This window comes from Yersinia sp. SCPM-O-B-9106 (C-191), assembly GCF_026183365.1.
Classification (GTDB): Bacteria; Pseudomonadota; Gammaproteobacteria; order Enterobacterales; family Enterobacteriaceae; genus Yersinia; species Yersinia rochesterensis.
Genome location: NZ_CP110791.1, coordinates 2,030,476 through 2,043,102, shown reverse-complemented (window position 1 = coordinate 2,043,102; position 12,627 = coordinate 2,030,476). Strand labels below are relative to the sequence as shown.

Here is a 12,627-nt window from a genome sequence, read left to right as displayed (position 1 = left end):
TAAAGTTAATCCAAAATGAAACGGCGGTCAAGTATTTTTGTGAGTTAAGTCACAAAACTTATGATTACACTCGGTCTCTTACGAGACTATCAGCTTTGAACCTCAACACATGATTAGGTAAGATACCCCCTATTCGCAACAGCTCGGCTTTGCTTGTGCTGATCTGCCGTTAATGAGTAACTCGCGGTGATCACGGCATATTGATTATTTTGGAGAAATTTTGTCAGAACAGTGTCCTTGCGGCAGTACACTTGAATATCAAGAATGTTGTGAACCTTATATTCTAGGTACTCAAGTTGCGGTTAACCCGGCGATATTGATGCGTTCCCGCTATAGCGCCTACGTGAAAAAGAATGTGGATTATCTGGTCAATACTTGGCATCCCGACTGCAATGCGCAAAAATGGCGTGATGGAATAATTCAAAGTTTTAATAATACGACATGGCACGGATTAACTGTCATTGCTGAAATCGAGAGTGATCGTGATGATGAAGCATTTGTTGAGTTTATCGCTCGTTTTTCTGATACAAACAATACCGATACAAACAATACTGATACAAATAGTACCCAGATAAGCTCCATGCATGAACGTTCTCGCTTCCTTCGCATAAATGAACACTGGTACTATATTGACGGAATCCGGCCATCTGTGGGTAGAAATGATGCATGCCCTTGTGACTCGGGGAAAAAACATAAGAAATGCTGCGGGCGCTAACGGTAAGATCGTTCTCTTATTGGCCGTAACATCAAACAATTACATAACATCAAGTCATGTTAAGACAGGATTTACCACCTTATGCCACACCAGAATGTACAAAAGAAAGTGTTACGCACCATTTGCCCTGATGCCAAAGGTTTAATCGCAAAAATCACTAATATTTGCTACAAACACCAACTCAATATCGTGCAAAATAATGAGTTCGTCGATCATCTGACGGGTCGCTTTTTCATGCGTACAGAGCTTGAAGGTATTTTTAACGATACCACCTTGCTCGCCGATCTGGACGACGCATTACCGGAAGGGACTAATCGCGAGCTGCATACTGCTGGGCGTCGTCGCATTGTCATTATGGTCACCAAAGAAGCACATTGCCTGGGTGACTTATTAATGAAAAGCGCTTACGGCGGTCTGGATGTTGAGATTGCTGCCGTCATTGGCAACCATAGTGAATTACAGCATTTGGTCGAGCGTTTTGATATTCCGTTCCATCTTATTAGCCATGAAGGTTTGACCCGTGACCAGCATGATCAACTGTTGATTGAACAAATAGAACAATACCAGCCAGATTATGTTGTATTAGCAAAATATATGCGCGTGTTGACACCCGCTTTTGTGCAGCGCTTCCCATATCAGATTATTAATATTCATCACTCTTTTTTACCTGCCTTTATTGGTGCACGTCCTTACCATCAAGCTTACGAGCGAGGTGTGAAAATCATTGGTGCTACAGCGCATTATGTCAATGACAGCTTGGATGAAGGCCCAATTATTATGCAGGATGTGATTCATGTTGATCACTCATATACCGCAGAAGATATGATGCGTGCCGGGCGTGATGTCGAGAAAAACGTATTGAGCCGGGCGCTCTATCGTGTATTAGCACAGCGGGTTTTTGTTTACGGTAACCGAACTGTTATTTTGTAAATACACAATAAATCGATATTTTTTGTCCATATAATCATCGTCACGGACAAAAAAACATCGAACGAATTATTTTTTTCATTTCAAGTCTTTACAGCGGCGCTTCATTTGATATGATGCGCCCCGCTTACCAAGACAGTATTGTTAAGCAGATAGGCCAGTGGTGGGGTTCCCGAGCGGCCAAAGGGAGCAGACTGTAAATCTGCCGTCATCGACTTCGAAGGTTCGAATCCTTCCCCCACCACCATTTTTAACCTTAAGCAGCAAGCTGATTCAGCATCAAGAGTTCAGATAAGCACTTAAGGGAAAGATGAGAGTCTTCAAAGGAATAGCACGGCCAAGTATCATTCATTAAACCACGAAATCAGTGGTGGGGTTCCCGAGCGGCCAAAGGGAGCAGACTGTAAATCTGCCGTCATCGACTTCGAAGGTTCGAATCCTTCCCCCACCACCATCTCCTCATAGTGTTTCTAATTCTCAGATAAATAACGTTGCTCAAATAGCGCAAATCAAGGGAAGATAATGAACCTTCGACAAGGTTCGCGCCGAGCAAAGCGAGACCACGCCGCATCGCGGCAGCCCAAAGGGTGAGGAACGTAGTGACGAATAATCCTTCCCCCACCACCATCTCCTCATAGTGTTTCTATTTTATAATCAATCAAATTATCCCGAATAGTTCCGATCAGGGATAAATTAATCATTTTCTCTGAAAAATAAATAACATTGTATGGTTATACCAAACTATAAATATAATCAATTAATCCATTTAGTACGCTTGAATGTGACCTTGATTTGTAAAAATACAGTTTGTTTTCATCTTGGAAATTGGCTAAGTTTATGAAATCCAATTTTGAATCACCATTAAAATTATCCATGATAGAGTCTGTAATACAGATATATCGACCTGAATAGATAAAATCCAAACAGCAAGCCAAGTTATCTACCTGTCTAACACTGACTTTATCATGTTGTTTTTTAACCAATTCCTCTAAATCCTTAACAAATTTACTTCTATATAATGTAGGATTACACAGCCACGTATTATTATGAAGGATATTTATTATATCTGGACTTTCATTAATTATATCTTTTCTGCCATAAATACCAAAGCCACTATCTGGGACTTCATTCAATAGTATAAATCTGTCACTGGGAATTTTTTCTGATGAGAGTATCAGCGAGTTTCCATCATAATCTCCAATCTCATCAATATTTTCATAATAAAATTTTATTATATTAGCTTGGATGTTATTTTTCTCAGCGACTTTATACAACTTCGTCAGCTTTTCACTTTTCCCCCAATCGTAATAAATATTGATAACATTAGAAACATGACCAGTAAGATGTTTTTTGGTTATTTCTTTTTCTTGCTGATATAAATCTTTTAGATCATTATATAAAACCTCGCCATCCCGAGTTAAACTCATACCAAACTTTTCTCGTTTAAATAATTTTTTGCCTATTATGCTTTCAAAGTCTTTTATAGACTTTGCTACAGGGGGTGTAGTTCTATTCATTACTCTTGCAGCCTTACTCAGCGAACCATTTTCAACTACAGCCATAAAGGCTTCAAACTTACGAGATAGAAACATAATTCACCAATCCTTTGCTTTGCGTAAAAATTAATCAGAAAAAACAACAAGCATGCCTACGTGTATAATGCTAACTGTAGATATTCTTTGATATATAATAAAAAAAACACCCGTTGGATTTAGAATAATTTATAGATATATTATCAAAAATTATTGTCGCGTAGACACTAACGACGTGAAGTTACATTTTTTGCAATCAAAGTTTTGGCGATTTTGTGTATTATCACCCTAACATTACAAACATTTTTAACAGACAATCCGATGTAGATCTATGATATCAAATAACTATTTTTTATTCTCCTTGTTACAAAATCAGTTAATGCCATCAAATATGAAAAAATAAACGTCACTGCTAATATTTATAATTGACAAAATAGTTAATATTTGCAGGAACTTTTTTTGCAGCTGAATCCATTTTCCCACACAAGGCGAAGAGTGAGATAAACCAATAGATTCTCATGATGATAATCACCGCGAGAATATGACAATAAATTTATGATGATTTGAAAAATACGAAAATAACTCTATAGTGATTAATGCTATAAATAATACCAGTGAAAAGTAAATCTATATTTAACCACAGTGAAACTTAATGGTGAATAATATAGTTATTTTTTTCACCTTATATAGGATCAGTAATCTATTTTTTTAAATATTTTTTCTTTCAGTGATTTTTCATTGTTTAATTTTTATAATAGCCTAGAGGCATTCTCTTATTATGGATTACATTTTCATTCGGTATCTGCTAATATTCGGAATCATTTCTAGCGAACATACGGTGCTGACCATGAAGTTTGTCTCTTTTAATATCAATGGCCTACGTGCTCGACCACATCAACTGGCTGCAATAATCGAACAACATCAACCCGATGTTATTGGGCTTCAAGAAACAAAAGTACATGATGATATGTTTCCGCTTGAAGAGGTCAGTCAACATGGTTATCACGTCTATTATCATGGACAAAAAGGCCATTACGGCGTTGCATTGTTAACCAAGAATGAACCCTTGGCCGTGCGACGCGGTTTTCCTACCGATGAAGAAGATGCGCAGCGCCGTATTATTATGGCTGACATTGCGACACCGCAAGGTCCTTTAACCGTGATTAATGGCTATTTCCCTCAAGGGGAAAGCCGTGACCACCCCACAAAGTTTCCTGCTAAAGAGCGTTTTTATGCTGACTTACAGCAGTATTTGGAGCAGCAACTGTCATCTGATGCCCAAGTACTGATTATGGGAGATATCAATATCAGTCCAACAGATTTGGATATTGGTATTGGCGAAGAGAGTCGCAAACGCTGGTTGCGTACGGGCAAGTGTTCATTCCTGCCTGAAGAACGTGCATGGCTGGAGCGTTTACAAAATTGGGGGCTGGTGGATACATTCCGTGCAGCAAATCCTGATTGTAATGACCAATTTTCATGGTTTGATTATCGTTCGCGTGGTTTTGACGAAAATAGAGGCTTACGCATAGATTTATTATTGGCGAGCCACCCTCTGGCAGCTCGCTGCATTGCCACAGGTATTGATTACGATATTAGAAGCATGGAAAAACCCTCGGACCACGCTCCAGTATGGTCTGAATTCGCACTCTAATAACGCCAGATTTTGCTATGCCCTATTTGCTTATAGGGCACATCTAAACGAAATAAATAAACCACTGTAGTCAGGCAAATAAAAATGATTGATGTCGTCGCGGGGATTATTGAACGGAACGGTAAAATTTTATTGGCGCAACGAGATTTACATCGCGACCAGGCGGGTTTATGGGAATTCCCTGGCGGGAAAGTCGAGGCTGGAGAAAGCCAACCGCAAGCATTGATACGCGAACTTGCCGAAGAGTTAAATATTGACGCGGTGATAACCCAATATATTGCGACTAATCAGTGGGATTCACCGAAAGGCATCATTCGACTGCATGCCTGGCACATTGAAAGCTTCTATGGTGAGCCTGTTTTACATTGCCACTCTGCCCTCGTCTGGCTAATGCCAGAGGATGTTCATAACTACCCTCTGGCACCCGCCGACATTCCATTATTAGAAGCTTTTATCCGCCAAAAAAGTAATTAGCTATCGGGTTAATCTTTTCCAGATCAATGGGTTAGTTCCAATCACATTAGGGTCCCGCACACATTGTAAAACTTCACCCTCAACCCGCAATACCGCACCTTCCGAATAGTTTTGATTTTGATAAATACAACAACGGGTACACGGATTACTGTTGCGATTTGATGAGTTATTCCAAACTTCGGGAGGTAAAGGAACGACGACATCAACATTATTCCGGTTTGCCAAAACCTGGCCAGAAATAAGTGTGGCAAACCCCATGCACCCTAGCATTACCCATATTTTCATGACTTAGTCTCCTTGGTTTTGGTCGGCGTTTTCTTGCGTTTCTTTATCGCCCCTGTAGGAGCAGTTGGCAACCCACGAAAAACCTGAGGCGACCGATTTTGTTTTGCCTGACTGATTAAATCCTGCAATGTGGCCACCAGCGGTTGCATAAAATCCTGATAGCGACAGTTTTTTTCACTGATTTGCGTCAGTGTTGATTCCCAATGAGCCGTCATATCGGGCCGAGCAGCGATATCGGGTAATGCATGAATTAATGCTCGTCCTGCCGGGCTGGCATGAATATAACGGCCTTTCTTAAACAAAAAAGTTCGTTTGAACAGTAGTTCAATAATCCCTGCTCGTGTGGCTTCCGTTCCTAAGCCATCGGTAGCGCGTAATACTTTTTTCAGTTCTTTATCCTGCACAAAACGGGCAATGCCGGTCATGGCTGATAATAAACTGGCATCAGTAAATGGCCGCGGCGGCTGGGTCTGGCGTTCAACAACTTCGCCACGTTCACACAGTAACTCAGCGCCTTTCTCAACCACCGGCAATGGCGCGCCTTCATTCTCTTCATCCCGCTCTTTACTGCCAAGCAAGGTACGCCAACCTGCCTCCGCCAGAAAACGAGCTTTGGCGATAAACTTACCGCCTGCAATATCCAGTTCAATAACACATTTTCGAAATTGCGCATCAGGACAAAACTGCATCAAATATTGCTGCGCGACTAATCGGTAAACTTTGCTCTCATCGGCCGTCAAATTCACTTTGCTGGCGCGCGCTGTTGGAATAATCGCGTGGTGAGCATCGACTTTTTTGTCATCCCAACAGCGGTTACGCCGGTCACTGTCCATCACTTCCAGCGGCAAAAGGTCTGCCTGATGGATACTGATAGCATTGAGCACTGAATGACGTCCGGCAAAATGTTCTTCAGGTAGGTATCGGCAATCCGAGCGCGGATAGGTAATCAATTTGTGCGTTTCATATAATCGCTGGCAAATATCCAGCACTTGTTGCGCGCTCAATCCGAATCGTTTTGCCGCCTCAATTTGCAAAGTAGAAAGAGAGAATGGCAACGGGGCGGTTTCTGATTCCCGTTTATCATTATAGGACGTTACAACCGCTGGCTGACCTGTTATGCGGTTAACGACGTGCTCTGCCAGTGGGCGATGTAACAAGCGCCCTTCTTCATCCTGATAGGATTCACAAGAATCACTCGGTTGCCATAACGCCACAAAACGTTCATCAGCCGGCGTGACGATATGGGCTTTTACCTCAAAAAAATCTTTGGCGACAAAATCTTCAATTTCTTCATCGCGGCGTACCACTAGCCCTAATACCGGCGTCTGCACACGGCCAACCGACAGCACGCCATCATAGCCTGCATTGCGCCCAAGAATAGTATAGGCGCGAGTCATATTGATGCCATATAGCCAGTCGGCTCTGGCTCGGGCCAATGCTGAAACACAAAGCGGGATAAACTCACGGTTGTAACGCAAACGTTCTACCGCGCGCACCACAGCCTGCGGGTTTAAGTCATTAATCAAACACCGGCGTACGTTTTGCCGCTTTTCTGCCGCTAAATCGAGGTAATCCAAGACTTCATCAACTAAAAGTTGGCCTTCGCGATCAGGGTCACCCGCATGAACGACTTCATCGGCTTGTTGCAACAATTGTTTGATAACATTCAATTGTTTACTCACCGAGGGGCGCGGCTGCAATCGCCATTTTTCAGGAATAATCGGTAAATCCGCTAATGACCAACGCGCATAGCGGCTGTCGTAAGCATCGGGTTGAGCTTGTTCCAATAAATGACCAACACACCAGGTCACCATTTGATCATTACCACAGGCAATGAATCCATCACCCCGACGATGCGGTTTTGGCAAAATATCCGCTATCGCCCGTGCCAGACTGGGCTTTTCGGCAATAAAAAGTCGCATCATTTACCGCGCGAATGCATCAAAAAAAAGGGCAGCAAAGGAAAAATCATTCTGTTATCTCAATCAGTGCTCGACGACTATCCACCGTAGCTAACTCGCCAATAGCACTGAGCACCAAGCCATGTTGAGCTGCAATTTCATGTACTTGTGCCTCAGCTTCTGGTAAGACCGCTAACAGCAAGCCGCCGGATGTCTGAGGGTCACAGAGTAAACTCTTCTGTAAATCGGACATTTTGCCAATCAGATGACCATAACTGTCAAAGTTGCGGCCGGTTCCCCCCGGAACACACCCCGCCGCAATATATTCTTCAACCGCCGGTAAACGCGGGATAGCCGAAAAATGCAATGTCGCCTGGACACCTGACCCCTGACAAATCTCACTTAAATGGCCCAGCAAGCCGAACCCGGTCACATCGGTCATGGCAGTGACCCCGGGAATATGTGCAAAGTCAGCGCCAGACTTGTTCAACTGGCACATGGTTTTGGTTGCAACCCCTTGATGCTCCGGCCGTAATTGACTTTTTTTCTCGGCCGTGGTTAGGATGCCAATCCCCAATGGTTTGGTGAGAAACAGTTTACAGCCTGCTTTTGCGGCACTGTTTTTCTTCACGTGGTCAGTGCCGACAATACCGGTGACAGCCAAACCGAAAATAGGCTCCGGTGCATCAATAGAGTGCCCACCCGCAAGCGAAATCCCTGCCTGTTGGCAAACATATCGCCCACCTTCAATGACTTGCTGAGCAACTTCGGGGGCCAGTTTATCAATTGGCCACCCCAAAATTGCAATAGCCATAATCGGTTTGCCGCCCATGGCATAAATATCACTGATGGCATTAGTCGCGGCAATGCGCCCGAAATCAAAGGGATCGTCGACGATCGGCATAAAAAAGTCGGTGGTGCTGATAATACCGACCCCATTACCAATATCATAAACAGCAGCATCATCACGGGTCTCATTGCCCACCAGCAGGCGAGGATCGAGGAATTTTTCCTGCTCCGAATGTAAAATTTTATCCAAAACTTTGGGCGAAATTTTGCAACCGCAACCCGCTCCATGGCTGTATTGAGTAAGACGTATCGCTGGCGATGTCATGGCACTCTCCCATCTGATGATTCAGTAATAACCAGTTTAAAGATATATATACCCTAAATAATTCGAGTTACAGGAAGGCGGCAAGCGAGAGAACCCGATGAGCTTACATGAGTAAGTGATTCGGGTAATTGAACGTAGCCAACACACATGGAACTTGAAGTATGACGGGTATATGCATCCATGGTGTCTATGGTAGCGCCTATAGCTTAGCTTAGTAAGTAGAGAGCCGCGGTCGGGCAGATAGGTTGGTCACAAAGCGGGCGAAAACGCAGCTTATTGCCGATAAAAGCGACAGGCTGCGCAGTTTCGCATAGTAAATTTCAGAAATAGCGGACAAAAGTCGAGTAATCTGGCGGCGTTACTTTGGTCGCTGATTTCAATTGCGGTGTCCCCAAATACAGGAAGCCGACGATTTCATCTTGTTCACGGCAAGCAAACCCCTGACGAACAACAGGATGGTGCGTCCAGGAGCCGGTGCGCCAAATACCATTGAACCCTTGAGCCAGAGCCGCCATCTGCATCGCTTGCACCGCGCAACCGGCAGAAACGATTTGTTCCCAATTAGGGACTTTCGGGTTTTCTGTGACATGGGCAATAACAGTAATGATTAATGGCGCGCGAAAAGGAGCCAGTCTTGCTTTCTCCAACACCGCATCATCAGAGCCATCGTGCTTGACCGCATCCTGTAGCAATTGGCTAAAGCGTTCCAGCCCTTTATCTTGGATTAAAACAAAGCGCCATGGCTGGAGTGTGCCATGATCGGGCGCCCGCATTCCTGCATGAATAATGTGATCCAATACCTCGCCTGCTGGGGCTGGAGCGGCTAAGCGCGACGCCGAGCGGCGATTAAGTAACAGTTCCAATGCATCCATCATTTTCTCCTGATAACGATTTTCATTTTCAGCAAGGTAGCATAAGTTGTCGTTTTGTTACCAGTGCTGACCTATTAGCTAAGCTTCTCGATGATTTAAAGCTGACTTTTGTTCGTCAGGTCATTAGGATAACTGTACTTGCCCGGTTTTGTTGGAGATAACATGCGCACTTTGTGGCGAATTATTGCTGGTTTTTTCAAGTGGACCTGGCGTCTGCTGAATTTTGCCAGAGAGTTTATTCTTAATCTTTTCCTGATACTGCTGATTTTGGTCGGTGTCGGTGTTTACCTTCAGTTCCAAAGTAAGCCGACAGAGCCAGTTAAAGGCGCGCTGTTAGTGAATTTAACGGGTGTCGTGGTCGATCAGCCCGCGGTTAATAATAAACTGCGTCAATTAGGGCGTGAGTTCTTAGGTGCATCGAGCAATCGTCTACAGGAAAACTCCCTGTTTGATCTGGTCGAAACCATCCGTCTGGCAAAAACCGATAACAATATTACTGGTTTGGTATTATCACTGAGTGACTTTACCGGTGCTGATCAGCCCTCTCTACAATATATTGGGAAAGCACTGCGGGAGTTCCGTGATTCGGGCAAACCCATTTATGCTATTGGCGATAGTTATAATCAAACTCAATACTATTTAGCCAGCTTTGCCAATAAGATCTATCTATCCCCACAAGGGGCGGTCGATCTGCATGGGTTTGCCAGCAATAATCTGTATTACAAATCGTTACTGGAAAAACTCAAAGTCACCACCAATATCTTCCGTGTCGGCACCTATAAATCGGCGGTAGAGCCGATGATTCGTGATGATATGTCGCCGGCTGCACGGGAAGCAGACAGCCGTTGGATTGGCGGTCTATGGCAAAATTATCTGACGGCGGTTTCCGCTAACCGGCAATTAACCCCAGAACAATTATTCCCAGGGGCTGCAGGGGTTATCAGTGGTTTACAGGCCGCTGGCGGTTCTCCGGCGCAATATGCACTGGCGAGCAAACTGGTTGATCAATTAGCCACACGTCCGGATGTGGAAAATGAGTTGGTTAAAGCCTTTGGCTGGGATAAGAAAAGTAACGATTTCAACTATGTCAGCATTTATGACTACCAACCGACGCCAACCCCACAACAAGGCGAGCAGATAGCGGTTCTCTTTGCTAATGGCGCGATTATGGATGGCCCACAGACCCCTGGGAATGTTGGCGGTGATGCTCTGGCGGCGCAAATTCGTCAGGCGCGTTTGGATCCAAAAATTAAAGCTGTTATCTTGCGGGTAAATAGCCCAGGCGGTAGCGTGAGCGCCTCTGAACTGATTCGCTCTGAATTAGCGGCGTTACGTGCAGCCAATAAACCATTAGTGGTATCAATGGGCGGTATGGCGGCGTCAGGTGGGTATTGGATCTCAACCCCAGCTAACTATATCATCGCTAACCCAAGCACTTTGACCGGCTCGATTGGTATTTTCGGGGTGATTAATACTTTCCAAAACACACTGGAAAGCATTGGCGTGCATACCGACGGTGTCGCGACTTCACCACTGGCGAATATTTCTGTGACCAAAGACTTGCCGCCTGAGTTCTCTCAGATGATGCAAATCAATATCGAAAATGGTTATAAAACCTTTATTGATTTGGTCGCGACTGCCCGCCACAAAACGCCAGAGCAAGTTGACCAAATCGCGCAGGGCCATGTGTGGATTGGGCTGGATGCCAAAAATAATGGTCTGGTAGATCAACTGGGTGACTTTGATGACGCCGTTAAGAAAGTGGCTGAGCTGGCACAACTGAAAACCTGGCAACTGAACTGGTTTGTTGATGAACCCAGCCTCAGTGATTTGATTTTCGGTCAAATGAGCGCATCAGTACAGGCGATGTTGCCTGCTGCAATTCAAGCCTGGTTGCCTGCGCCTATTTCCGCAATGGCGCAAGCGGTGAAAGATCAACCCAATTTATTAAATACACTCAATGACCCGCAGAATCGCTATGTTTTATGTCTAACATGCGGTGATGTGCGCTAGTCAATTGAGTAAATAGTAGATAAATACTCTGCCCGGCACCCGCCGGGCTTTTTTTCCTCGCCAGTCGCCCTATAATTCATCTATCTCATTTTGTACTATTTTTTAGGCATATGACCCATGCAAAAGAAATCTATTTATGTCGCCTATACTGGCGGGACTATTGGCATGCAGCGCTCCGATAACGGATACATTCCTGTTTCCGGCCATCTACAGCGCCAGCTTGCGCTAATGCCGGAATTCCATCGCCCCGAGATGCCGGATTTTACTATCCATGAATATGCCCCATTGATTGATTCTTCGGATATGACACCGGAGGACTGGCAGCATATTGCCAATGATATTCAGCAAAATTACGATTTATATGATGGCTTTGTTATTTTGCACGGCACTGACACCATGGCATTTACTGCCTCCGCCCTCTCTTTTATGCTGGAGAATTTAGCTAAACCGGTGATTGTTACCGGTTCGCAAATTCCTTTAGCCGAGTTGCGTTCTGACGGGCAAACCAACTTACTCAACGCGCTCTATCTGGCTGCCAATCACCCGGTGAATGAAGTTAGTTTGTTCTTTAATAACAAACTTTTTCGCGGTAACCGCACCACCAAAGCACATGCTGATGGATTTGATGCTTTTGCTTCTCCTAATTTGTCGGTGTTGCTTGAGGCCGGGATTCATATTCGCCGGATGGCCGCAGTCGAATCCCCGGCGGTTAACGGCCCATTGATTGTTCACAAGATCACACCTCAACCCATTGGGGTCGTCACTATTTATCCTGGAATCTCTGGGGCGGTGGTGCGCAATTTCCTGTTGCAACCGGTAAAAGCGCTTATATTGCGCTCCTATGGTGTGGGAAATGCACCACAAAAAGCCGAGTTATTAGATGAGTTAAAAAATGCCAGCGACCGCGGTATTGTAGTGATGAATCTGACACAGTGTATTTCTGGCAGAGTCAATATGGACGGATATGCCACCGGGAATGCGTTAGCGCACGCCGGTGTTATCAGTGGCTTTGATATGACGGTGGAAGCGGCACTGACTAAATTGCATTATTTATTAAGCCAATCTCTCTCCCCCGAAGAGATTCGCCAGTTGATGCAACAAAACCTGCGCGGCGAACTGACTGAGACTAACTGATTTGGT

The 12,627-nt window shown here is 44.5% G+C and carries 11 protein-coding genes, 2 tRNA genes and 1 other RNA gene; 9 read left to right on the top strand and 5 right to left on the bottom strand.

Translation table 11 applies throughout. The features are described from left to right. The first annotated feature begins 220 nt into the window (after nucleotides 1-220). The 5 genes from OP863_RS09440 (at nucleotide 221) to OP863_RS09420 (ending at nucleotide 2,269) form a co-directional block, all read left to right on the top strand. A complete protein-coding gene (locus OP863_RS09440) occupies nucleotides 221-715 on the top strand; it encodes a YchJ family protein (protein ID WP_265526171.1) in 495 nt (164 codons plus the stop codon). 81 nt (nucleotides 716-796) lie between these two features. Then, the gene (purU, locus tag OP863_RS09435) at nucleotides 797-1,645 is read left to right on the top strand and encodes a formyltetrahydrofolate deformylase (RefSeq protein WP_038633234.1); all 849 of its coding nucleotides are present in this window, start codon (nucleotides 797-799) and stop codon (nucleotides 1,643-1,645) included. 159 nt (nucleotides 1,646-1,804) lie between these two features. Continuing rightward, nucleotides 1,805-1,889: transfer RNA gene (locus tag OP863_RS09430), tRNA-Tyr, on the top strand. Nucleotides 1,890-2,011: 122 nt separating this feature from the next. Continuing rightward, nucleotides 2,012-2,096: transfer RNA gene (locus OP863_RS09425), tRNA-Tyr, on the top strand. Nucleotides 2,097-2,141: 45 nt separating this feature from the next. Further along, nucleotides 2,142-2,269, top strand: a non-coding RNA gene (locus OP863_RS09420) — RtT sRNA. A gap of 104 nt (nucleotides 2,270-2,373) precedes the next feature. Here OP863_RS09420 and OP863_RS09415 read toward each other — a convergent pair. Then, nucleotides 2,374-3,234: a LysR family transcriptional regulator gene (locus OP863_RS09415; RefSeq protein ID WP_038633237.1), complete on the bottom strand. Its 861-nt coding sequence runs from the start codon at nucleotides 3,232-3,234 to the stop codon at nucleotides 2,374-2,376. Between the two features lie 787 nt (nucleotides 3,235-4,021). On the opposite strand from OP863_RS09415, the gene xthA reads away from it, so the two are divergent. Further along, on the top strand, nucleotides 4,022-4,828 hold the full coding sequence (gene xthA, locus OP863_RS09410; protein ID WP_038633240.1) for an exodeoxyribonuclease III: 807 nt from the start codon (nucleotides 4,022-4,024) through the stop codon (nucleotides 4,826-4,828). 84 nt (nucleotides 4,829-4,912) lie between these two features. Beyond that, the gene (locus OP863_RS09405; RefSeq protein ID WP_145588627.1) at nucleotides 4,913-5,302 is read left to right on the top strand and encodes a pyrimidine (deoxy)nucleoside triphosphate diphosphatase; all 390 of its coding nucleotides are present in this window, start codon (nucleotides 4,913-4,915) and stop codon (nucleotides 5,300-5,302) included. Here the strand turns inward: OP863_RS09405 and OP863_RS09400 are convergent, their stop codons facing one another. The 4 genes from OP863_RS09400 to OP863_RS09385 all read right to left on the bottom strand — a co-directional run bounded on the left by OP863_RS09400 (nucleotide 5,303) and on the right by OP863_RS09385 (nucleotide 9,474). Further along, the gene (locus tag OP863_RS09400) at nucleotides 5,303-5,587 is read right to left on the bottom strand and encodes a DUF1496 domain-containing protein (protein ID WP_038633246.1); all 285 of its coding nucleotides are present in this window, start codon (nucleotides 5,585-5,587) and stop codon (nucleotides 5,303-5,305) included. After that, the gene (locus tag OP863_RS09395; protein ID WP_186368388.1) at nucleotides 5,584-7,509 is read right to left on the bottom strand and encodes a DNA topoisomerase III; all 1,926 of its coding nucleotides are present in this window, start codon (nucleotides 7,507-7,509) and stop codon (nucleotides 5,584-5,586) included. Before OP863_RS09395 ends, OP863_RS09400 begins: the two co-directional genes overlap by 4 nt. A 46-nt stretch (nucleotides 7,510-7,555) precedes the next feature. After that, complete coding sequence (selD, locus tag OP863_RS09390) at nucleotides 7,556-8,602, bottom strand: selenide, water dikinase SelD (protein ID WP_145592036.1); 1,047 nt, start codon at nucleotides 8,600-8,602, stop codon at nucleotides 7,556-7,558. A 320-nt stretch (nucleotides 8,603-8,922) separates the two neighbouring features. Then, entirely contained in the window at nucleotides 8,923-9,474 is a 552-nt protein-coding gene (locus OP863_RS09385) for an NAD(P)H nitroreductase (protein WP_145509997.1), read from the bottom strand. 162 nt (nucleotides 9,475-9,636) lie between these two features. Between OP863_RS09385 and sppA the strand changes: the two genes are divergently transcribed. Then, nucleotides 9,637-11,487 (top strand): signal peptide peptidase SppA, encoded by a 1,851-nt coding sequence (gene sppA / locus OP863_RS09380; RefSeq protein ID WP_265526169.1) that lies wholly within the window; start codon nucleotides 9,637-9,639, stop codon nucleotides 11,485-11,487. A gap of 117 nt (nucleotides 11,488-11,604) precedes the next feature. Continuing rightward, entirely contained in the window at nucleotides 11,605-12,621 is a 1,017-nt protein-coding gene (gene ansA / locus OP863_RS09375; protein ID WP_038633260.1) for an asparaginase, read from the top strand. Nucleotides 12,622-12,627: the final 6 nt, after the last annotated feature.

Coding starts and splice junctions, on each gene's coding strand:
- OP863_RS09395 (WP_186368388.1), bottom strand. CDS start 7,509: ATGCGACTTTTTATTGCCGAAAAGCCCAGTCTGGCACGGGCGATAGCG.
- OP863_RS09400 (WP_038633246.1), bottom strand. CDS start 5,587: ATGAAAATATGGGTAATGCTAGGGTGCATGGGGTTTGCCACACTTATT.
- OP863_RS09405 (WP_145588627.1), top strand. CDS start 4,913: ATGATTGATGTCGTCGCGGGGATTATTGAACGGAACGGTAAAATTTTA.
- ansA (WP_038633260.1), top strand. CDS start 11,605: ATGCAAAAGAAATCTATTTATGTCGCCTATACTGGCGGGACTATTGGC.
- selD (WP_145592036.1), bottom strand. CDS start 8,602: ATGACATCGCCAGCGATACGTCTTACTCAATACAGCCATGGAGCGGGT.
- sppA (WP_265526169.1), top strand. CDS start 9,637: ATGCGCACTTTGTGGCGAATTATTGCTGGTTTTTTCAAGTGGACCTGG.
- OP863_RS09385 (WP_145509997.1), bottom strand. CDS start 9,474: ATGGATGCATTGGAACTGTTACTTAATCGCCGCTCGGCGTCGCGCTTA.
- purU (WP_038633234.1), top strand. CDS start 797: ATGCCACACCAGAATGTACAAAAGAAAGTGTTACGCACCATTTGCCCT.
- OP863_RS09415 (WP_038633237.1), bottom strand. CDS start 3,234: ATGTTTCTATCTCGTAAGTTTGAAGCCTTTATGGCTGTAGTTGAAAAT.
- xthA (WP_038633240.1), top strand. CDS start 4,022: ATGAAGTTTGTCTCTTTTAATATCAATGGCCTACGTGCTCGACCACAT.